This window comes from Myroides odoratimimus, assembly GCF_001485415.1.
In the GTDB taxonomy this organism is placed as follows: Bacteria; Bacteroidota; Bacteroidia; order Flavobacteriales; family Flavobacteriaceae; genus Flavobacterium; species Flavobacterium odoratimimum.
This window is the reverse complement of record NZ_BCMQ01000002.1, coordinates 14,365-34,322: the sequence shown is the minus strand read 5'-3', so window position 1 is coordinate 34,322 and position 19,958 is coordinate 14,365. Positions and strand designations below refer to the sequence as shown.

Sequence of the window (19,958 nt, the reverse complement as noted above, 5' to 3'; positions counted from 1 at the left end):
AGATCAGATGAGGTGTTTTTACTATATATCGTTTTCTTATTAGAAGTTCGATTTAAATTGTTCTAAGAAACGTACATCGTTCTCAAAGAACATACGGATATCTCCGATTTGGTATAATAGCATAGCGATACGCTCTATCCCCATACCAAAGGCAAAACCACTGTACTCAGTAGGGTCGATATTACAGTTCTTAAGAACGTTAGGGTCAACCATACCACATCCCATGATCTCTAACCACCCTGTACCTTTAGTAATACGGTAGTCTGTCTCAGTCTTTAATCCCCAATAGATATCTACCTCAGCACTAGGCTCTGTAAATGGGAAGTATGATGGACGTAATCTAATCTTAGATTTACCAAACATCTCTTTAGTGAAGTATAACAAAGTCTGTTTTAAGTCAGCAAAAGAAACATCTTTATCAATGTAAAGACCTTCTACTTGGTGGAATATACAGTGTGAACGAGATGATATAGCTTCGTTTCTAAATACACGCCCTGGAGATATAGTTCTCAGAGGTGGTGTATTCTTCTCCATATAACGAGTCTGTACAGATGAAGTATGTGTACGTAATAGTTGTTCTGGATTCGTCTGAACGAAGAATGTATCTTGCATATCACGAGCTGGGTGATACTCTGGGAAGTTCAACGCAGAGAAGTTATGCCAATCATCTTCAATCTCAGGACCTTCAGAGATATTAAAACCAATGTTATTAAAGATATCAACGATTTGGTTCTTCACTAGTGAAATAGGGTGTCTAGACCCGATCTCTAGAGGGTAACCTGGACGTGTTAAGTCTCCATAAAGACCTTGCACATCTTTAGATTCTAGTTCATCTTGAATAGATTTTACTTTATTCTCGACAGTGCTTTTTAATAGATTGATAGCTTGACCAAACTCTTTTTTCTGCTCATTAGGCACCGTTTTAAAGTGTGCAAATAAGTCGTTTAAAATTCCTTTTTTAGATAAGAATTTAATTCTAAATGTTTCAAGCGTCTCTTTATTATCGGTGTTAAAGTGTTCCGCTTCACCGATGTATTCTTTTATTTTATCTATCATCTTAAGTAAAGTAAAAAGCAAATTTACTGCTTTTCAATTAGACATAAAATTATAAACAGCTATAATTTTTATAATTGTTTCTTATGTTAGTCAATAAACTTACTTTCTAAGAAGTAATTGACTATTGCTTCTTTCATTAAAACCGATTGTTCACCTGCTTTAAGACTAGGTAGATTTTCTTTTACATTATAGTGTGGCCATCCGTCTTGGTCGAAGTGATCAAACTCGTAATAACCATAAGGTTCTAATAGACGACAGATAGCGATATGCATTAAGTTCACTTTGTCATCTTTTTTATATCTCTTTTTGATTTTACCTAGTTCTTGTACTCCGATTAAATATATGATAGCTTCTAAGTCTAGTGTCTCTCCGTCTCCGAATCGGTCAGATACTTTCTGAACGACAGCGTCCCATCTAGCTTTTAATTGTTCGTCTCTTGCCATATTGTTAGTTGTAATGGTGACAAATATACTACAGTTCTGCTCTATTGTAATTAATAGAATTGTAATATCTTCGCACAGAATATATTTGAGTATTTATGTTTTTAGATATTATATGCCTTATCGCCGTTATTTTTGCTATTATAAAAGGAGCTAGAGATGGTTTTTTTATTTCAGTAGTTTCTTTTCTATCTCTATTTATCGGAATAATAGGAGCATTGAAATTCTCAAATATTATCAAAGAATTTCTGATGAATTCTCTAGGATGGGAGTCACCTTCTATTCCTTTACTCGCTTTTGTTTTGGCTTTTGTGTTGGCAGTATTAGCTGCACGCTTCATCGCTCAGTTAGCAACTAAGTTTGTACAAGCGGTATTCTTAGGGCTGTTCAACAGACTTTTTGGGGCTGTATTTCAGATCTTGATTGTGATCCTAGTAGGAAGTATCTTTCTCTCTATATTCGATGAGGTTAACGCGATATTTAAGTTCGTTAGTCATGAAACATTAATGAACTCTACTAGTTATAAAATATATGTATCTCTGTCTGAGTCTGTACTACCTAGTTTATACGATTTAGTTAAATCTTTATTCTCTAAGAGTATCGATATGATACAGGATATAAAAGAACCCGAAACGATCTAGATATACTTAATCGTATTCTCTTCTATCCATCCTTCTTGCTGATCATCTAGTTTCACTCTGATCCACAATGCTTTTTTCTCTAAGATATACACCTTAGTACCCTCGTGTAGTTCTTTTAGTGTACGAGAGGTGTTCTTCGCTTCTTCTTTAAGGTTTACTTTTTCAGTAAATAAGATAGCAGCTGTAGTCTTAGAAGCATACTTCTGCTCAAATGTAGCTGCGTAGACACTACCTCCTATCACTAGGATAGAAACAAGCATCAATACAAAGCTAATACGCTTAATAGTACTGCTGTGATTCAGATAATATACCACAAAACACAATAGTACTACAAAGGACATCACTGTGGCTAGTGTAGCCCATTGGTCAACGGATAGCTTCCCTAATGACTGGTGAAGTATGTCTTCGTTATCATACTGCTTCACTATCGTAATATCGTCTATAAGTTCTTTGCGTGCATAGTTTAGATTAGTCTCTATAGCAGTGTCACTAGGATTAAGCTTTAAGGCCTTCTCATAGTAATAAACAGCATTGACGTAATCGCGTGTTTTATAATAAGCATTCGCTAGATTAAAGAATACTTCTGGTGAAGAAGCTTCTTGTTTCTCTATGGCTTTAAAGGCTGTGATTGCTTCACTATATTTTTCTTTTTGATACAAGGCATTCCCCTTGTCAAATTGTTGTTTCCAAGAATCCGTTTGTGCCCATGTATGAAAGCTCAAAACAAATATAAAAAGAGTGATGATGTGTTTCATGTTGGTCTATTTGAATTGTTTTTCTAGTTCAGAGATTACTGTAATCGCATTGTCATAGTCCTTATTGATATTAACCTGATCAGTCGGAGCGTAACGCGCCCATTCACAAGCGTTCTTTATATCCATAAAGTTCTTAATAGCGTCTTCAGTAATATTTCTATCTGTTAGAATCTCTGTAATGTTTTCATTGCTCATCTCACTAGTCACCATGTCTAGCTTCGCTTTTAGGAAGTTGTGTAGACAGCGCTCTAGTGCTTCATAGAATAATTCTTTGTTATTGATGTTTTTCTTCGCTTCCCCTAAGTATTTTCTAGCTAGTCTATTGTTGTTTCTCAATCGGATACCATCTGTGTCTGATGCATATCTACGACGCTGTATCACTACAAGTAAGAATAGCGGTATAGCAGCGAATGGCAGTACTGTAAGGACGTAGAATAACGTAGTGTCCCAATATGTGCTAGTAGAAGCTTCTACTACTGTAGGTGTAGCTTTATTCGGTTGGAATAATTCGCTCTTATCTACTACGTCTGTGTCTTTTGCTTCTGTATTAGTTGGTAGGGTAGGCCCTTCTAGTACATTAATCGCTAAGCTGTCAATGTGAATAGTCTTATACTTCTTAGTACTTAAGTCAAAATATGAGAACTCCATAGGGTCAATCATATAATCCCCTTTATACTGAGGGATAATGATGTAATCGTTCACTCTGCTACCTTGCATACCATGTACCCCAGAAGTAATCTTATCTGAACTAGTAGGGTCATACATCTCTAGAGCAGAGTGCGCAGTAGGGGTGGGAATGGTCAATAAATCCAAGTTACCCTTACCTGCAACTTCAACTTTTAGGTTTAGTTGTTCACCTGATTTAAGGCTTGTCTTAGTTGGTGTTACTTTAAATGTAAATGTCCCAACACCTCCAGAGAAATTGTCAGGCTTACCTGCTTCAGGAAGGTCTTTTGCCTTGATTGTTACTCTACCTGTACTGTATTCTTTCTCCATATACCCAAACTCTGGATATCCGAAGAAGTCACGTCTACCTGTAGGAACTTCTGCTTGTATCATTAACTCAAGAGGATCTATACTAAGATTGCCTGCTTCTTGAGCCATTAATACATCTTGCTTTAATACAATGTAGTTATAATCTGTCCCTTTATACTTACCTAGCTTCACTTCAGGTCGTCTAGGGATGTCTACATTGTGCACCCAGAACTTCTCATAAGTAGGTATTTTTCTTCCTGTATATCCTGCGATATTGGTATTGAAGTACAGTTTATACGTTATCGTTACAGGTTCGTTTATATAAGGATTCTGATTCGTCACCTCAGCGACTAGATGTATTTCATCTAGAGCTTTCTGCTGTACTTGATTATATTGCTGTCTAGGATCTTGCTTTGCTACAGCGTCAGATACTGTAATGGTAATCGGTTTGGTTTTATAGACCTGTCCTTCTATTTCTATAGATGCTGAACCTATAGATAAAGTTCCTTTCTTCTTCGGTTGTAAGAAGTAAGAATAGGTTTTATTAAAAGACTTTTTACCATTTGTCCAAGCGTAGCTAACAGATTGGTTAGGCCCTCCAACTACAGTGAAATTGTCAAAACGAGGTGGAGAGAAGTTATCTCCATCTTGGTTCATAGCAAAGTCAACGCGAACATTGTCGTTAAGCGGTATGTTATCTCTACTTACTGTTGCTTCAAAGCTGATTTGAGCTAAGATTGCTTGAGTGCAAATCAGAGCGAATAATAATATGTAGTAACGCAGTATTTTCATTGTATTCTACCAGTCTTTTTTTCTTTGTTCATTTTGTCCAGCAGGTTGTCCTTTCTCTGGTTTACCACCTTTAGGACCTCTATTAATTAGCCTCTGCTGTACATCTTTTTCATTTTTATTCATCGCATCTAATATTCGATCCATCTGATCTTGATTAGGTGTTTTAGGGGTATTCTGTTTAGGTTGATCTTTCTTGTCTTGGTCTCCTTTATCGTCTTTATCTTTATCATTCTGACCATCTTTGTTCTTGTCATCCTGATCTCCTTTATCATTTTGATCTTGATCTTTCTTGTCTTGGTCTCCTTTATCCCCTTTGTCTTTATTATCTTTATTTTGGTCTTGATCTTTGTTGTCCTTGTTTTGGTCTTTATTCTGATCTTGATTATCCTTATTCTGATCTTTGTTTTGATCTTGATTATCCTTGTTGTCTTGATTGTCTTGAGGATTCTCTTTGTTCATTTTCTTCGCTACAGCATAGTTATAACGAGTTTCATCATCTTTAGGATTGTTTAATAAAGCCTTTTTGTAAGCTTGTTCTGCTGCTTGATAATTCTTAGATTTCATATAAGCATTCCCCAAGTTATGGTAGGCTTGGTGCTTAGCTTCTTTGGTTGTCGCTTTTTGTATGGCTCTAAGGTAGGCAGCTTCTGCTTCTTTGGTTAATTGCTGTTTGTATAAAGAGTTTCCTAAGTTATAATCAGCTACAGACTTACTGTCTTTAGAATTAGCTATTCTATAAGAAGATTCTGCATGAGTATAATGTTTGTTCTCGAATACTTCATTACCTGTGCTCAGTGCTCTACCAGCAGACTGTGCAAATGAGTAAGCAGTAAACAATAAAAATATCGTGATGTAGAATGAGTTTTTCATAATTAATCGCATGCTATTCTTTTTCATTGAACAAATTAAGTTTCTTCATCCAGATAGTCTTTCTTTCTAGTATGAATAAATCGATAAAGATCAGTAAGAAAGCAAACCCTAAGAACCACTGATATTGAGATTGGTACTCTGCGATTTGTTGATCTTCAAAATCTGTTTTTTCTATTTTGCTAAGGTCGTTTTTAATAAGGTCTACAATCTCTTGCGTATTCGAACCGTAATAATACTTTCCTCCAGTAGCATCAGCTATATATTTAAGTGTAGATGGATTGAGCTTTGTAGTAACGATCTCATTGTTCCAATCTCTTTTATATTCTACGCCTTTAGGTGTCTTAATAGGGATAGGCCCTCCTGCCTCTGTTCCTACACCGATGGTGATAATCTTTACTTTCTTTTCTTTTGCTATTTTGATAGCATTCTCCATTTCTTCTCCGTGGTCTTCTCCATCAGAGATAAGGATCATGACTTTGCTTGTATTGGGATTGTCATAGAAATTAGAAGCTACATAGATAGCGTCCTCAAATGCGGTACCTTGTGAAGAGACCATATCTGTGTTCATCGTCTGAAGATACATCTTAGCTACGTAATGATCTGTAGTAATAGGCAACATCGGGAATGCCGTACCTGCATATCCTACTATACCTATTCTATCTGGTCCTAGATTATTGATAATCTGAGAGACTAGTTGTTTCATCTTTGCCAATCTATCAGGAGCCATATCCTGAGCTAACATACTCTTAGATACGTCTAATGTGAATACGATATCAACACCTTGTCTTTTGACTGTAATAACCTTTGTTCCTATCTTAGGATTGATTAAAGCAATTACAATAGATATTAGAGCTACTAGATAAATAGATGCCTTAATGATTGGTTTATTCTTAGATTGATTAGGTGCCAAAGTTTTAATTGCTTTAGCTGTAGCAAATGATTGTTGCTTCTTTTTCTTCCACAAGATATCCCCAATAAAGATTAAGATCAATATTGCTATGATTGAAAATAGAAAAAGATATTGTTTATTGTCTAACTCCCACATAATCTATTATATGAATCCTCTGAATAATGTTTTTTGTAATGTGAAATCAATACACAATAGAATAAAGGCAAGTAACACTAAGAATTGAAACTTGTCATCAGATTTAACGAACTTCTGTTCGTCAATCTTCGTTTTCTCTAATTGATTGATTTCTTCATAAATTGCTTTAAGCTTACTAGTATCTGTTGCTCTAAAGTATTTACCTCCTGTTGTCTTAGCGATAGACTTCATAAGCTCTTCATCTAGTTCTACAGGTACTTTCTCATATACTATTTCACCGTTCTCTCTTATTCCTACTGGAGATTCTGCTAACCCATTAGTACCGATACCAATAGTATATACTTTAATATTGTACTCTTTAGAGATCTCAGCAGCTAATGTAGGGTCTACTGTACCCGTATTATTGACACCATCTGTAAGAAGTATGATAATCTTACTTTTAGCAGGGCTGTCTTTTAATCTGTTTACTGATGTCGCTAAACCTACACCTATAGCAGTACCATCTCTTAGTACATTGTCATATTTTATACTCTTAAGGTCATTTAGTATCAGTAATTTATCACTAGTCACTGGCGTCTTAGTATATGCTTCAGCAGCATAAATAACTAATCCTATACGATCTGTCACACGTTGTGATACGAAGTCTGCAGCTACAGTTTTTAATGCTTCTAAACGGTTTGGTTTTAGATCTCGTGCTAACATACTTCCTGATACGTCCATAGCCATCACGATATCGATACCATGCGTAGAGTGTATCTGTGAATCTACATTCACGATTTGAGGTCTAGCCATACCCACTATAATGGCACTAAAGGCTAGTACTCGTAAGATAATAGAAATAGGCAATAACTTAACTAATAGTGAAGTATGCTCTTGTACACCTTGTATAGTGCTTAGCTTGACAGTAGCACGCTGTTTCTTTCTGTTTTTATACCATACAAATAGGACTATTGGTAATAGTATAAATAACCAGAAGAACTCAGGATTGGCAAAAGTTATATTCTGTATCATTGTTATTTCTCCTCTTTTTTATACTGTATTGAATCAAACATACGTTCTACTAGCTTAGGAGCTATCTCATCTTCTGCTAGATAGAATATCCATACTTGATCTTTGTTAGCACCATTGTCTGTTAATACTCCTTCGAACATTACTTTCTCTTCTACTTGATTAGTAGGGTTCTTGAATGCAAACTCACCATAAACAAGTGTCCCGAGAATACCATTTGCATTCTCAAAGCGTTCATCTTTATACTCTAAGTTTTCTATTTTATTGTTTTGTGTCAGCAATGAAATAGAATAAGTAATCAATTCCTTATCAGTATATTTATATTCCTTAGTGGTAACTACATTATTTAATACAATGTGAATAGGGTCTTCTAGTACACCATATTTAAATTGATTAAGTGATGATATACCATCAGGTTTTCCTTCTTGCAATAAAGGTTCATTCTTACGGATTAGAACTTCAGGAGTTGAGATAGTCAGTCCTGGAGCAGTACCGTACGTACTAGTAATCCATTCTTTGTTCATCAGTTTCTTCGTATTGTTGAATGTAAACCAATGATAGTCTTCTTTAGCAGAAGTATTGATAATATACACTATGCCAGTCACAACAACTAAGAAAGCTGTGATGGCTGTAGGGATCCATATACGTATTCTTTTCTTTTTCTTTTTACTTTCCTCTCTTCTTCTGATTAACTCTGTTTGTGTTGCAGCAGAGATAGGATAAGCTGTATTGATACTGTCTATGACATTCTGTATCTTAGAAGTATCTGCTGTTATTTCACCTTCAGTAGGTTGAGACTTAGCGAACTTAACTAAGTCAGCAGATTCTAGAACTCGTTTTAATTCTTTAATCACCACAGGATCTAGCTTTACCTTCTTATCATTTAAAGTAGCCTTAAGAATAGTGATAATTTCGAAAGTCGTCAATTCTTTTGCTGAGATTCCAAAAGTATCTTCTATAAACCCTCTTGTGATAATACTCATGTCAGAATAGTATGGTTTAGCATCACCTCTATTCCAGTTTTTCTTCTCTTCTAGTTTCTTCAGTTTTTTAACTGCTTTCTCATAAGGAGTTTTGTATTTATCATCCTCCGTAAGGTCCTTCTCTTGTTGTCTTCTGATATAGATATAGATACCTATCCCCGCTAGTACAGCGATGAAGATAAACAGTAGATAATACCAATCTGTAGAGAAAGAAGCTCCTTCTTTAGAGATTGACTTAATTTCATAAAGAGGTTGTTTTAATGTATCTACTGCTACATCTTGTACATGTATCTGTATAGAGTCTGTATGAAATAGCTTAGCATCTACTATAACAGGTACAGCAGGAATACTAAAATCACCTGGGTCGAATTGCGTCAAGTGATATTTCTTAATAAGCTCCTGTGTATTATCATTCTTAATCGTATCAATAGGGAATGACTCTACTACATCAAAGTTCCCTATCTGTTCTGTAGCAGGGAATGTAATTAAACTTCCTGTGTTAGAATGGGCCTTTATGGTGTATAGAAAGGTGTCTCCTATTTTTATAGCAGTAGTATCTACTTGCGTTTCTATTCTATTTTGAGCTAGAGTAGAGAAAGTAGCAATTAAAAAAATAATAGCGATATGTAGAAAATTAGATTTCATTGTCCTTATCTCGATTTAAAGTATCCTAGTAATTTTTTGACATAACTATCATTTACTTCAATATTGATAGTTCCTGCTCCACATTTTTGAAATACTTTGGTAAAGTTTTCTTCTTGCTTGTGGAAGTGAGAAGCATAGGCTTTTCTTACACTAGCATCAGAAGTATTGATTAACTGTTCTGTATGAGTCTCTGCATCGAATACATTGATAAGACCTACATTAGGAAGTTCTTTCTCTCTTTTATCGTAGATTCTTATGCCTGTAATATCGTGTTTTTTTGCCGATATCCTTAAAGTCTGTTCAAAAGAGTGTGTAATGAAGTCTGAAAGCACAAAGACAATAGCTTTCTTCTTGACTACCTTCGAGAGATACTCAAGAGCAAAGCCTACATCTGTCTTTAGACTTTTAGGTTTGAAGTCGATAAGCTCTCTGATTATTCTCAGCACATGTGTTTTTCCCTTTTTAGGAGGAATGAATAACTCTATCTGATCAGAGAACAGTATTAGACCTATTTTATCATTGTTTTGAGTAGCAGAGAAGGCAAGTGTAGCAGCTATTTCGAGTACAATATCCTCTTTAAACTGATCAGTAGACCCGAACGCTTCCGAACCACTCACATCCACTAAGAGCATCATTGTTAACTCACGCTCTTCTTCGAATACTTTGATATAAGGCTCATTATAACGTGCAGTAACATTCCAGTCTATAGCCCTTACATCATCGCCAAATTGATATTGACGCACCTCTGAGAAGGTCATACCTTTCCCTTTAAAAGAAGTGTGATACTCTCCCGAAAAAATATGGTCACTTAATCGCTTTGTTTTTATTTCGATCTTCTTGACCTTCTTTAAGATATCTTTGGTTTCCATGACTATACAGCTTTCAAATTAACAAAATCATCAAAACCTATCTACACTTAACTATAAATAGGTTTTGTATATTAAAAGTTATCCTTGTTCTACTAAGGAACTTCTATTTCATTTACGATTTGGTTAATAATATCTACAGAAGTAATATTCTCAGCCTCTGCTTCATAAGTAACCCCGATTCTATGGCGTAATACATCTATTACTACTGCTCTCACATCTTCTGGAATTACATACCCTCTCTTTTTGATAAAAGCGTAACATTTAGCTGCTAGAGCTAAGTTGATACTTCCACGAGGAGATGCACCGAAGCTAATCATAGGTTTTAACTTCTCTAGTTTAAATTGTTCTGGATAACGAGTAGCGAAGATAATATCTAAGATATACTTCTCTATTTTCTCATCCATATATACTTTCTTAACAGCTTCTTGAGCTCGTTGTATTTGTTCTAGAGTTACTACAGCATTAACTTGAGGTTTCTCACCAGCTAAGTTTTGACGGATAACAAGTCTTTCATCCTCTAATTTAGGATAATCAATAACTGTCTTAAGCATAAAACGGTCCATCTGTGCCTCTGGTAGAGGGTAAGTACCTTCTTGCTCCACTGGGTTTTGAGTAGCCATAACTAAGAATGGCTTGTCTAGTTTGAAAGTGTCATCACTGATAGTTACTTGTTTCTCTTGCATCGCTTCTAGTAATGCAGATTGTACCTTAGCAGGAGCACGGTTAATCTCATCCGCTAGAATGAAGTTAGCGAATATAGGTCCCTTTCTGATCGAAAAGTCATTTTCTTTTACGTTATAGATCATTGTACCGATAACGTCTGCTGGTAATAAGTCAGGCGTAAACTGGATGCGGTTAAATGTTCCATGTACTGCTTTAGATAAAGTATTAATGGCTAAAGTTTTTGCTAATCCAGGTACTCCTTCTAATAAAATATGCCCCTGTCCTAACAAACCAATTAAAAGTCTATCGATCATATGTTTCTGACCAACAATAACTTTATTCATCTCCATGGTTAGGATATCGATAAATGCACTCTCTCTTTCTATTAATTCGTTTAATTCACGGATATCATAATTAGATCCTGTTGTGTCCATATCTATAGTTTTTTTTCTAAAGTAATATACTTTTCTGATTCTTACCGCAAATTCAAAAAATATTCTCTATTAAGTTGTTAATGTATGGTTAAATATAACAAAGAGGTTTCTGATTTAGGTCTGAATTGTGAGTTTCTTTTTATAATTTTAAGAACAAAACAAGAATGTTGTGATTAATAAGCGATTACTTATTAAAAATTTACTAGCGCATTATGATGAGAATAGCTTTTATGATAAGAAGAGGCAACTCAATCTGCACAGTAAATCAGGCAAAGCTAAGTTTTTAAAACATATCTGTGCTTTAGCGAATTCAAATCCAGACAATAGCTCCTATTTATTAGTAGGGATAGAAGATGAAGATAACGAAATAGTAGGTGTAGACTTCTATGATGACAGTAAGATTCAGAACTTAGTCAACGCTTATTTAGATAACCCTCCGCTTATCACCTATGATAATGTGGCTTTTAATGACTTACCCAAAGATAAGGTAGTAGGTCTTGTCTCTATTCGATCAGGTATCGGTCTAACGACGTTTAAGCGGTCAATCAGTGAGATAGCAGAAGGAAGTTATTTCGTGAGGATAGGCAGTACCTCTGTTCCTGATGCAGTAGTACCTCGTAGCACGAATAGGGAAATAGTAAAAAGCATAGAGAAGAACTCTCAGAATGACCTAGCGAGTATCTTAGATAGTGTTATCACCTTTATGACAGATACGCATCGAGATATGAAGCCGAGATATAATGTTTTTAGAGAACAATTTATCATCTGTTGGGCAGGTAATAAAAAGATGGTTAGGGGGATGCCTTTTTATTCTAGAGTAGATATAGAGTTTGTCAATGAGCAGATTAAGTTGTTTTATTCAGATCTTGACTCTGTCACGATTGCGTATAATGGGCATAAGTTTGTGATAACAGAGTATCTAAATCTAGGGCTGAATGATAAGACGAGTTATTACCCATTCGAAGAAGTGATGATCTCTTTCTCAGAGAACGGGACTTATTCTATGACCAACACAGTCTTATTTAAAGCACCATCCTATAATAGAAATATCCTTGGACATATCTACGGATCTAGTCTTAATGTTATTTATAAACTTCAGAACAACCTTAAACTGACTTCTAAGGAAGAACGTGTCTTAGGTAAACTATGTTTTAATATGATGCTGTGCTACCTAAACGGTTTTGAAGATGCTAAAGATGAACTAATCTCCGTTAAAGATTATCTAAAATATTCGAATGACCCTCAGCTCTTTATAGCCTTTAAAGAAGTAATGCGTATCTTGCGTAAACTGAAATACGAAACAGAAATAGATGAGTAGAACACTAGTTATAGGAGATATACACGGTGGTTATAAGGCGCTATTACAAGTGATGGAACGTGCAAAAGTAACCCCTTCAGATAAATTAATTTTTTTAGGAGACTATGTAGATGGGTGGAGTGAATCTGAGAAGGTAGTAGAGTATTTATTAGCTTTGAAGGAGACAAATAATTGTACATTCTTAAGAGGTAACCATGAGACGCTTTTAGTGAATTGGTTAGAAACAGGTAAGGAGAATAAACTATGGGAAGGCAATGGAGGAGACGCTTCTGTTAAGTCTTATTCACTAGGTAATATCACAAAGGAAATGAGAGAGAAACATCTTCATTTCTTTAGAAACTTACAGAACTATTATATCGATGAGAACAATAGACTTTTCGTTCATGCAGGCTTTACTAATTTAAGAGGAGTGAAGGACGAGTATATTGAAGAAGGCCTTTATTGGGATAGAACGTTATGGGAGATGGTATTATCTATGGATACAACGATCAGTAAGGAAGACATTAGATACCCGAAGAGATTGTTGCACTATCATGAAATCTTTATAGGACATACACCTGTTACTAATTATGGTTTTAAGCATCCTATGAACTTTGCCAATGTATGGAATATAGATACAGGAGCAGCATTCTTAGGACGTATTTCTATTCTAGATATAGAGACAAAGGAGTATTGGCAGAGCGATGTAGTCGCTGAGCTATACCCAGATGAGGAGGGAAGGAACCATAAATAAAAAACACTTTTATTATATTTGTCACACACAATCTTGTTATATGAAGAAAATATATTTAGTACTATTACTCTTAGTAGGTACAGTAGGAGCTAGAGCACAGGCTGTTAATGAAGTAAAAGTGAATGTGTTTAATACACTTGCACTTGCATCAGTAGAAATCGGGTATGAGCACTTTATCGGGCACAACCAGTCGATAGGAGCTAATTTTAATATCAACGACCGTTTTTCTTACCACAAAGAAAAAGGAGGAAAGAACCAAAAGTTTAATACCAATAGTTTAGTTGTTAACTACAACTACTATTTTGGGTCAGGGAATGATGCACATGGCAGTGGTTATGTAGTATCTCCTTTCTTGAAATACCGTTTTGGAGATTTTAAAGAGAATCTATGGTCAGAAGCAGCAGATACATCTATCAGAACTAAAGTAGATATGAATAGCTTCATCTTTGGAGTAGGCTTCGGGTATAAGTGGGCTTTAGGAGACTCATTCACGATTCATCCTTTTGCAGATATTGCGAGAAACTTCAGTAGTGAAGTGAATGACAGATTCTCTGCTATTGAGTTTAATGCAGGGATTAACTTAGGATATAGATTCTAAACACCTAGATAATAGAATAAAATAGAGGGTGCTTACTAACTGTAAGCACCCTCTATTTTTATACATATAGACTAGAAGTCAAATTTAATACCTTGTGCTAATGGTAGCTCTGTACCATAGTTGATTGTATTCGTCTGTCTTCTCATATAAGCTTTCCACGCGTCTGACCCAGACTCTCTTCCTCCACCAGTCTCTTTTTCACCTCCGAATGCGCCTCCGATCTCAGCACCAGATGTACCGATATTCACATTAGCGATACCACAGTCAGAGCCTGCATGAGATAAGAATAACTCCATTTCTCTCATACTATTCGTGAAGATAGAAGAAGATAGCCCTTGAGGCACCCCATTTTGCATAGCGATAGCCTCTTCGATATCTTTGTACTTCATGATGTATAAGATAGGTGCGAATGTCTCAGCCTGTATAATTTCGTAAGTATTCTTACCTTCTATGATACACGGTTTTACATAACATCCACTCTCATACCCAGCACCTTCTAGTACACCACCTTCTACGATGACCTTACCACCTTCAGCTTTTGCCTTTTCTATAGCGTCTAAGTAATCTTTTACAGCTGCTTTATCGATAAGTGGTCCTACGTGATTAGTAGCGTCTAATGGGTTCCCTATTTTTAATTGTGCATATGCCTTTTGTAGTACATCTACTGTTTTATCATATACGCTCTCGTGTACGATCAGCCTTCTCGTACTAGTACAGCGCTGTCCTGCAGTACCTACAGCTCCGAATACAGCCCCTACTAATACCATGTTGATATCAGCATGCTCAGATACGATGATAGCATTATTACCTCCAAGCTCTAGGATAGTATTACCGAAGCGTTCTGCTACAGTCTTAGATACATGTCTACCTATACGAGTAGACCCCGTGAATGACACTAGAGGGATTCTAGGATCCGTGTTGATTAGATCACCACACTCATTACCGATAACTAGGTTACATACACCTTCAGGGATATTGTTTTTCTTGAATACGCCAGCTACGATATTCTGACACGCTACACCACATAATGGTGTCTTAGAACTAGGTTTCCAGATACACACATCACCACATACCCATGCGATCATGGTATTCCAACTCCATACTGCTACCGGGAAGTTAAATGCAGAGATAACACCTACCACTCCGATAGGGTGCCACTGCTCATACATACGGTGCATAGGGCGCTCAGAATGCATCGTTAGTCCGTATAACTGACGAGATAGACCTACTGCGAAGTCACAGATGTCGATCATCTCCTGTACCTCACCTAGACCTTCTTGAAGGCTTTTTCCCATCTCGTATGATACTAGCTTGCCTAAGTATTCTTTTTTATTTCGAAGTTCTTCACCTATTTGTCTTACGATTTCGCCTCGTTTAGGAGCAGGTACTAGTCTCCAGCTTTTAAAAGCCTCCTCTGCAGTAGCCATTACTTTTTGGTAATCTTCTTTTGTAGAAGCTTTTACTTTTCCGATAAGTTGACCGTCTACAGGAGAATAAGATTCTATAATCCTACCGTTAGAAAAAGAGTTAAGACCTGTAGAAGAACCATTGTTCTCTGCCACGAGTCCTAATTTTTCTAATACTTCCGAAATACCAAATTGGTTATTAGATGTCGTCATTTGTTTTTTTATTTATAGTTTGTAATTGATTGTTACTTGCTAATATAAAAAAAAAAATTGACAGGGAGTGTAATGTACAGTAATCTACTATTCTACGAATTTTGCATCAGTAGGCATCACAGTCTGACAACACTTACAGGTTCTCAATTCTTCAGATGAGTAGAAATGTTTAAAATGAGGTAAGAAATCTTTCTCTATATCCGTCAATTCAAAATAGACTTCATATAATTTATGATTACAATTTTCGCAGAACCACATTAATCCATCTTTTGCCCCAGGGTCTTTTCTCTTTTTCTCTACCACTAGACCTACAGAGTTCTCTGTACGGATAGGTGAGTGAGGTACCTTAGCAGGTAGTAGATAAATGTCTCCTTCGTTTAAGGTAATGCGCTTGCGCTCGTTATTTTCTTGTATATCGATATAGATAGTTCCTTCTAGTTGAAAGAAGAACTCTTCAGCTTCATTATAGTGAAAATCCTTTCTAGCATTAGGGCCACCTACGACCATAATGATATAATCAGCTGCTTCAGGGTAAATATTTTTATTGCCAACAGGTGGTTTTAATAAATCTTTATTCTCTTTTACCCATTTAAATATATTGAATGATGACTGTGTACTCATAGTATGATATATGAATTAATTACTTCTGCTCAGCCAACTTTGTGGGTTATAGATATCTGTATTTCGAGACAGTAAGAACTTCAGCACCGTCTGACCATTACTATTCGTACTGATAGACCCGATGTCTTGTTTTAGACTTACTTTATCTCCTTTTTTCACAGATACATCACCTAAGTTTTGATAAACAGTTATATAATCTCCATGTTGTATTAAGACAGCTTTATTACCACCAGGTAATACCTGTACCTGAAGCACATCCCCTCCGAATACTGCTCTAGCTCTAGCGCCTGCCTCAGTAGTGATCTCTACACCACTATTGTGTATCGTCAGCTGAGTCTGTACAGGGTGAGGCTGATCTCCATAAGGTAGAGAGATATATCCTTTAGCTACTGGCCAAGGTAGTTTACCTTGATTTGCTCTAAAGTTATCTGCTACGATTTTCCCTTCTGGAGTAAGCTCAAAGGCAGTAGCAGACTTAGTAGAGGCAGTAGACTTAGTCGTCTTCTTACCTTCTTTAGCGGCTTTCTCTCTAGCGATACGGTTCGCTTCTTCAATCGCTTCTTTGATCAATTGCTTGATTTTTCTATCGATTGCCTTTGTCTCCTCTTGCTTTTGCTTGATGTGTTTGTTATACTTTTGCTGATCTTTTTGTACGATAGACATTAGGTTCTTTTGTTCTCCTAGATCCTCTTGTAAGTTCTTTTCGTTCTGTTGTTGTTCAGCAAGTAGCTTTTGCTGTTTTGCTTTTTGTATACTCAGTCTAGCGAGTGCCTCTTTTAGAGATTCAGCCTTAGCCTTCACCTCATCTGCTTGAGATTTTCTATAGTCAGCATATTGCTTCATATACTGTACTCGTTTATAAGCTTGAAGGAAGTTATCTGATGATAATACGAACATCAGTCTACTTTGGCTAGACTTTGTTTTATATGATTTTAATACCAGATCAGCATAGTCTTTTCTAAGTTTAGCCAACTCTGCTTCTAGGGTATTAACCTCTTTTTCTGTTTTAGAGATATTGCTATTTGTTGCAGATATTTGTTTTTGAACATTGTTTATTAACTGTCTATTTAAGTTAATCTTACGGTTGTTCTCATCTATTTCTAATAGAATATTTCTCTCTTTCGTCTTTTCTTTTTTAAGTAAATCTTTGACAATATTTATCTCCACTAAGATTTGCTGCTTTCTACGCTCCAGTTGTTCTTGCGTTTCTTTCTTTTGCCCGTAAGCAAAAACAGTACATATTAATAATAAGGATAAATACGCTCGTCTCATTTGTAGATTACTTCTTGTTGATCTTATTGTTTTATTCCGACTTGTTTATAACCTGCTGGAACTTTGTAATTAAAGTTCAAGTTATCATTAAAAGTCACATTGTCATAACGAATGTTCAAATGTATGCTTTTTTCTTGTCTTGCATCTATATTTATTTCAGTAGGAGTCGTATATTTTCCCACTTTTTTATATTCTGGATACGAAATAGTGACAATTCTATTGCTAGATGCCTGAGATATCTCTTCTTTTTTCAATAATCCATTTTGGTCTTCGAAGAAATAAGCAGATTGAATATCTTCTTCTACCTTAGCTTTGATTTTGTGCAATCCTTCTTCTATAGATGCTTCATACTTATTAGTTCCTGACTGAGCATCTAGAGCCTGACCTAATAGCAGATTCTGAAACTTAGTATAGTTAAGGTCTGTACCTAGCCACTGGCTTAGCATACTGAAGTCTCCTTTGAAGAATACCTTATTCCACTTCTCATAGTACTGCACTCCTTCTGGAGTTACATATACCTTCGCTATCGGAATACCTATAAAGCGAATGTTCAGCAAGATCTGTTTATCCTTTTCGATAAAGATATCCATAGAGAACTTCTTAGACTCGTTATCTGCCTCATAAGATGCAGAAGAGCGAATAGCAGTGGTAGTGAAGTCTACTATTTGTTTATTGTGGTTGTTTAGAATCGTAAGCACAGTTTTAGCATTACTAGCCTCACTCTCGTCTAGTATACCATCCATGTTCTTCTTCTTACATCCTACGACTAGAAATAAAGTACATATAATAAGTAGGGATATCTTTCTCATAATTGTCTAAAACTATTTTATAGTAGCAAGATAGATAAAAAAAATCCGTTTTAAATAAAGTTTAAAACGGATTTAATATTTTAGAGCCTGTTCTGTTATCAAATATTGATAGAGAGGTAGTCTATAAAATACATCTACAGAGTATACAGGCGACGTCTATATCATGATTTAGTCTAGTACAGAGTAGTCTCCGATACTGATACTCGTATGCTTACCGTCATAAGTAGCATGGTTACCCACCATAGCATTATCTAGATTTGCATTTTTGATCGTAGAGTTTGTTTGGATAAGACTGTTTTTGATGGTAGCATTTTCTACTTTACAGTTGTCTCCTAGAGATACATTAGGTCCTACAGTCGTATTCACTAATACTACATTTTCTCCGATATAACATGGACGGATGATCGTACTGTTCTCTAGCACTACATTACTAGATACATAGTTAGCGTTCCCTTGTTCTAAGAAACCTAGCATTCTATTATTCGTATCTACAGTTACATTTTTATTACCGCAGTCCATCCACTCATCTACCTGACCAGGTACGAAGCGCATTCCTTTTTGCTTCATATTCTCTAGAGCGTCTGTTAGTTGGTATTCGCCTCCTTTGATAATATTATTATCTAGTAAGTACTCTAATTCTTTGCGCAACGTTTCACCACTTTTAAAGTAGTAGATACCGATGATCGCTAGATCAGAGACAAACTCTTTAGGCTTCTCTACGAAATCTACGATGTCGTTTTTATCATTTAGTTGTACTACACCGAATGCGCTAGGATCTTCTACCTGTTTTACCCAGATAACGCTGTCAGCATCTTTCTCTAGGTTAAAGTCAGCGCGGAATAACGTATCTGCGTACGCTACCACGATAGGTCCTTGCATAGCTTCTTTAGCACATAGGATAGCATGAGCAGTTCCTAGAGCTTCGTTTTGATAGCAGATTGTCCCTTTCGCTCCTAGTTTAGCAGCGATAGCGATTAAGTCTTCTTCTACTTTTTTCCCAAAGCTCTCGTGGATGATAAATGCAATCTCATCTATCGTATCGTTAAGAACTTTAGCGATGTCTTCTACTAATCGGTGTACAATTGGTTTCCCAGCGATAGGGATTAATGGTTTAGGAACAGTTAATGTGTGAGGACGAAGTCTAGACCCACGACCAGCCATTGGTACAATAATTTTCATTTTCTAATATCTTTATATTACAATATCTATTTTACTCCAGTACTCCCAAAACCTCCAGCACCTCTCTCTGTATCAGTAAGTACCTCTACAGGCTGCCATTGGATTTGTTCGTATTTAGCGATTACCATTTGAGCAATGCGTTCCCCGTTCTCTATCACGAAAGGTTCTTTTGACAGATTGACTAAGATAATACCTATTTCACCTCTATAATCAGCATCAATAGTACCAGGGCTATTTAGTAAAGTGATTCCTCTTTTTGCAGCTAATCCACTTCTAGGTCTGATCTGTGCTTCGTATCCCTCAGGTAGTTCTATAAATAGACCTGTAGGTACGATGGCTCTCTCTAGAGAGTTTAGTGTGATAGGTTCTTCTAAGTTCGCTCTAAGATCCATACCTGCAGACTGATTCGTCTCATAATTCGGCAATGAATGTTTAGATTTATTGATGATTTTTACGGTAGTCATATTTATTTTTTAATGGTTAACAAAGATAAAAAAGTTATACTGATTAAAAGAACATTATGCGATTAAGTATGAGTGTGATATTGTGTTTTTTATGTTTTTATAGGGGTGGTCGGCTTGTGGTCGGCATATGATGGGCATGTGGTCGGCTAAAAAGTACTATAAAATAGCC

General features: G+C 36.0%; 20 protein-coding genes. 4 read left to right on the top strand and 16 right to left on the bottom strand.

The genetic code is table 11. The features are described from left to right. Positions 1-39: 39 nt before the first annotated feature. Together pheS and MODO_RS02305 are read right to left on the bottom strand one after the other, a co-directional pair. Positions 40-1,056 (bottom strand): phenylalanine--tRNA ligase subunit alpha, encoded by a 1,017-nt coding sequence (gene pheS, locus MODO_RS02310; RefSeq protein WP_036471075.1) that lies wholly within the window; start codon positions 1,054-1,056, stop codon positions 40-42. Between the two features lie 86 nt (positions 1,057-1,142). Further along, complete coding sequence (locus MODO_RS02305) at positions 1,143-1,499, bottom strand: hypothetical protein (RefSeq protein ID WP_006258004.1); 357 nt, start codon at positions 1,497-1,499, stop codon at positions 1,143-1,145. Positions 1,500-1,594: 95 nt separating this feature from the next. On the opposite strand from MODO_RS02305, the gene MODO_RS02300 reads away from it, so the two are divergent. Further along, positions 1,595-2,137, top strand: a complete 543-nt coding sequence (locus tag MODO_RS02300; RefSeq protein WP_006258005.1) for a CvpA family protein — start codon at positions 1,595-1,597, stop codon at positions 2,135-2,137. On the opposite strand, the gene MODO_RS02295 is transcribed toward MODO_RS02300, so the two are convergent. The 8 genes from MODO_RS02295 to MODO_RS02260 form a co-directional block, all read right to left on the bottom strand. Beyond that, positions 2,134-2,892: a tetratricopeptide repeat protein gene (locus MODO_RS02295; protein ID WP_006258006.1), complete on the bottom strand. Its 759-nt coding sequence runs from the start codon at positions 2,890-2,892 to the stop codon at positions 2,134-2,136. The genes MODO_RS02300 and MODO_RS02295 overlap by 4 nt on opposite strands. Before the next feature lie 6 nt (positions 2,893-2,898). Next, a complete protein-coding gene (locus MODO_RS02290) occupies positions 2,899-4,659 on the bottom strand; it encodes a BatD family protein (RefSeq protein WP_006258007.1) in 1,761 nt (586 codons plus the stop codon). Between the two features lie 6 nt (positions 4,660-4,665). Next, positions 4,666-5,556, bottom strand: coding sequence for a tetratricopeptide repeat protein (locus MODO_RS02285; RefSeq protein WP_225581435.1), 891 nt, complete (start codon positions 5,554-5,556; stop codon positions 4,666-4,668). Then, complete coding sequence (locus MODO_RS02280; protein ID WP_006258009.1) at positions 5,543-6,574, bottom strand: VWA domain-containing protein; 1,032 nt, start codon at positions 6,572-6,574, stop codon at positions 5,543-5,545. The genes MODO_RS02285 and MODO_RS02280 overlap by 14 nt, the downstream gene beginning before the upstream one ends. Before the next feature lie 6 nt (positions 6,575-6,580). Beyond that, the gene (locus MODO_RS02275; RefSeq protein ID WP_006258010.1) at positions 6,581-7,585 is read right to left on the bottom strand and encodes a vWA domain-containing protein; all 1,005 of its coding nucleotides are present in this window, start codon (positions 7,583-7,585) and stop codon (positions 6,581-6,583) included. 2 nt (positions 7,586-7,587) lie between these two features. Then, a complete protein-coding gene (locus tag MODO_RS02270) occupies positions 7,588-9,210 on the bottom strand; it encodes a BatD family protein (RefSeq protein ID WP_006258011.1) in 1,623 nt (540 codons plus the stop codon). Positions 9,211-9,215: 5 nt separating this feature from the next. Further along, positions 9,216-10,079: a DUF58 domain-containing protein gene (locus MODO_RS02265; protein WP_006258012.1), complete on the bottom strand. Its 864-nt coding sequence runs from the start codon at positions 10,077-10,079 to the stop codon at positions 9,216-9,218. Between the two features lie 92 nt (positions 10,080-10,171). After that, a complete protein-coding gene (locus MODO_RS02260) occupies positions 10,172-11,176 on the bottom strand; it encodes an AAA family ATPase (RefSeq protein ID WP_006258013.1) in 1,005 nt (334 codons plus the stop codon). A gap of 169 nt (positions 11,177-11,345) precedes the next feature. On the opposite strand from MODO_RS02260, the gene MODO_RS02255 reads away from it, so the two are divergent. From MODO_RS02255 to MODO_RS02245, 3 genes are read left to right on the top strand one after another with little or no spacing between them, the layout of a single operon-like run. Then, the gene (locus MODO_RS02255) at positions 11,346-12,494 is read left to right on the top strand and encodes a DUF5929 domain-containing protein (protein WP_006258014.1); all 1,149 of its coding nucleotides are present in this window, start codon (positions 11,346-11,348) and stop codon (positions 12,492-12,494) included. Beyond that, the gene (locus MODO_RS02250; protein ID WP_006258015.1) at positions 12,487-13,227 is read left to right on the top strand and encodes a metallophosphoesterase family protein; all 741 of its coding nucleotides are present in this window, start codon (positions 12,487-12,489) and stop codon (positions 13,225-13,227) included. The genes MODO_RS02255 and MODO_RS02250 overlap by 8 nt, the downstream gene beginning before the upstream one ends. Positions 13,228-13,267: 40 nt before the next feature. Then, positions 13,268-13,825 (top strand): DUF3575 domain-containing protein, encoded by a 558-nt coding sequence (locus tag MODO_RS02245; RefSeq protein WP_006258016.1) that lies wholly within the window; start codon positions 13,268-13,270, stop codon positions 13,823-13,825. 71 nt (positions 13,826-13,896) lie between these two features. On the opposite strand, the gene amaB is transcribed toward MODO_RS02245, so the two are convergent. The 6 genes from amaB to dut all read right to left on the bottom strand — a co-directional run bounded on the left by amaB (position 13,897) and on the right by dut (position 19,789). Beyond that, positions 13,897-15,444: an L-piperidine-6-carboxylate dehydrogenase gene (amaB, locus tag MODO_RS02240; RefSeq protein WP_006258017.1), complete on the bottom strand. Its 1,548-nt coding sequence runs from the start codon at positions 15,442-15,444 to the stop codon at positions 13,897-13,899. 87 nt (positions 15,445-15,531) lie between these two features. Continuing rightward, positions 15,532-16,065, bottom strand: coding sequence for a 3-hydroxyanthranilate 3,4-dioxygenase (locus MODO_RS02235; protein ID WP_006258018.1), 534 nt, complete (start codon positions 16,063-16,065; stop codon positions 15,532-15,534). A 15-nt stretch (positions 16,066-16,080) separates the two neighbouring features. Continuing rightward, positions 16,081-17,337, bottom strand: a complete 1,257-nt coding sequence (locus MODO_RS02230; RefSeq protein WP_006258019.1) for a murein hydrolase activator EnvC family protein — start codon at positions 17,335-17,337, stop codon at positions 16,081-16,083. Between the two features lie 23 nt (positions 17,338-17,360). Then, entirely contained in the window at positions 17,361-18,146 is a 786-nt protein-coding gene (gene lolB1, locus MODO_RS02225; RefSeq protein WP_006258020.1) for a lipoprotein insertase outer membrane protein LolB1, read from the bottom strand. A gap of 168 nt (positions 18,147-18,314) precedes the next feature. Continuing rightward, the gene (locus MODO_RS02220; protein WP_006258021.1) at positions 18,315-19,325 is read right to left on the bottom strand and encodes a sugar nucleotidyltransferase; all 1,011 of its coding nucleotides are present in this window, start codon (positions 19,323-19,325) and stop codon (positions 18,315-18,317) included. 26 nt (positions 19,326-19,351) lie between these two features. Continuing rightward, entirely contained in the window at positions 19,352-19,789 is a 438-nt protein-coding gene (gene dut / locus MODO_RS02215) for a dUTP diphosphatase (protein WP_006258022.1), read from the bottom strand. Between the last annotated feature and the right edge of the window lie 169 nt (positions 19,790-19,958).

Bases quoted from the DNA above. Each gene is read 5' to 3' on its own strand.
- MODO_RS02235 (WP_006258018.1), bottom strand. From the start codon at position 16,065: ATGAGTACACAGTCATCATTCAATATATTTAAATGGGTAAAAGAGAAT.
- MODO_RS02305 (WP_006258004.1), bottom strand. From the start codon at position 1,499: ATGGCAAGAGACGAACAATTAAAAGCTAGATGGGACGCTGTCGTTCAG.
- MODO_RS02260 (WP_006258013.1), bottom strand. From the start codon at position 11,176: ATGGACACAACAGGATCTAATTATGATATCCGTGAATTAAACGAATTA.
- dut (WP_006258022.1), bottom strand. From the start codon at position 19,789: ATGACTACCGTAAAAATCATCAATAAATCTAAACATTCATTGCCGAAT.
- MODO_RS02220 (WP_006258021.1), bottom strand. From the start codon at position 19,325: ATGAAAATTATTGTACCAATGGCTGGTCGTGGGTCTAGACTTCGTCCT.
- MODO_RS02230 (WP_006258019.1), bottom strand. From the start codon at position 17,337: ATGAGACGAGCGTATTTATCCTTATTATTAATATGTACTGTTTTTGCT.
- MODO_RS02280 (WP_006258009.1), bottom strand. From the start codon at position 6,574: ATGTGGGAGTTAGACAATAAACAATATCTTTTTCTATTTTCAATCATA.
- MODO_RS02250 (WP_006258015.1), top strand. From the start codon at position 12,487: ATGAGTAGAACACTAGTTATAGGAGATATACACGGTGGTTATAAGGCG.
- MODO_RS02245 (WP_006258016.1), top strand. From the start codon at position 13,268: ATGAAGAAAATATATTTAGTACTATTACTCTTAGTAGGTACAGTAGGA.
- MODO_RS02290 (WP_006258007.1), bottom strand. From the start codon at position 4,659: ATGAAAATACTGCGTTACTACATATTATTATTCGCTCTGATTTGCACT.
- amaB (WP_006258017.1), bottom strand. From the start codon at position 15,444: ATGACGACATCTAATAACCAATTTGGTATTTCGGAAGTATTAGAAAAA.
- MODO_RS02270 (WP_006258011.1), bottom strand. From the start codon at position 9,210: ATGAAATCTAATTTTCTACATATCGCTATTATTTTTTTAATTGCTACT.
- MODO_RS02265 (WP_006258012.1), bottom strand. From the start codon at position 10,079: ATGGAAACCAAAGATATCTTAAAGAAGGTCAAGAAGATCGAAATAAAA.
- MODO_RS02295 (WP_006258006.1), bottom strand. From the start codon at position 2,892: ATGAAACACATCATCACTCTTTTTATATTTGTTTTGAGCTTTCATACA.
- pheS (WP_036471075.1), bottom strand. From the start codon at position 1,056: ATGATAGATAAAATAAAAGAATACATCGGTGAAGCGGAACACTTTAAC.
- lolB1 (WP_006258020.1), bottom strand. From the start codon at position 18,146: ATGAGAAAGATATCCCTACTTATTATATGTACTTTATTTCTAGTCGTA.
- MODO_RS02275 (WP_006258010.1), bottom strand. From the start codon at position 7,585: ATGATACAGAATATAACTTTTGCCAATCCTGAGTTCTTCTGGTTATTT.
- MODO_RS02285 (WP_225581435.1), bottom strand. From the start codon at position 5,556: ATGAAAAAGAATAGCATGCGATTAATTATGAAAAACTCATTCTACATC.
- MODO_RS02300 (WP_006258005.1), top strand. From the start codon at position 1,595: ATGTTTTTAGATATTATATGCCTTATCGCCGTTATTTTTGCTATTATA.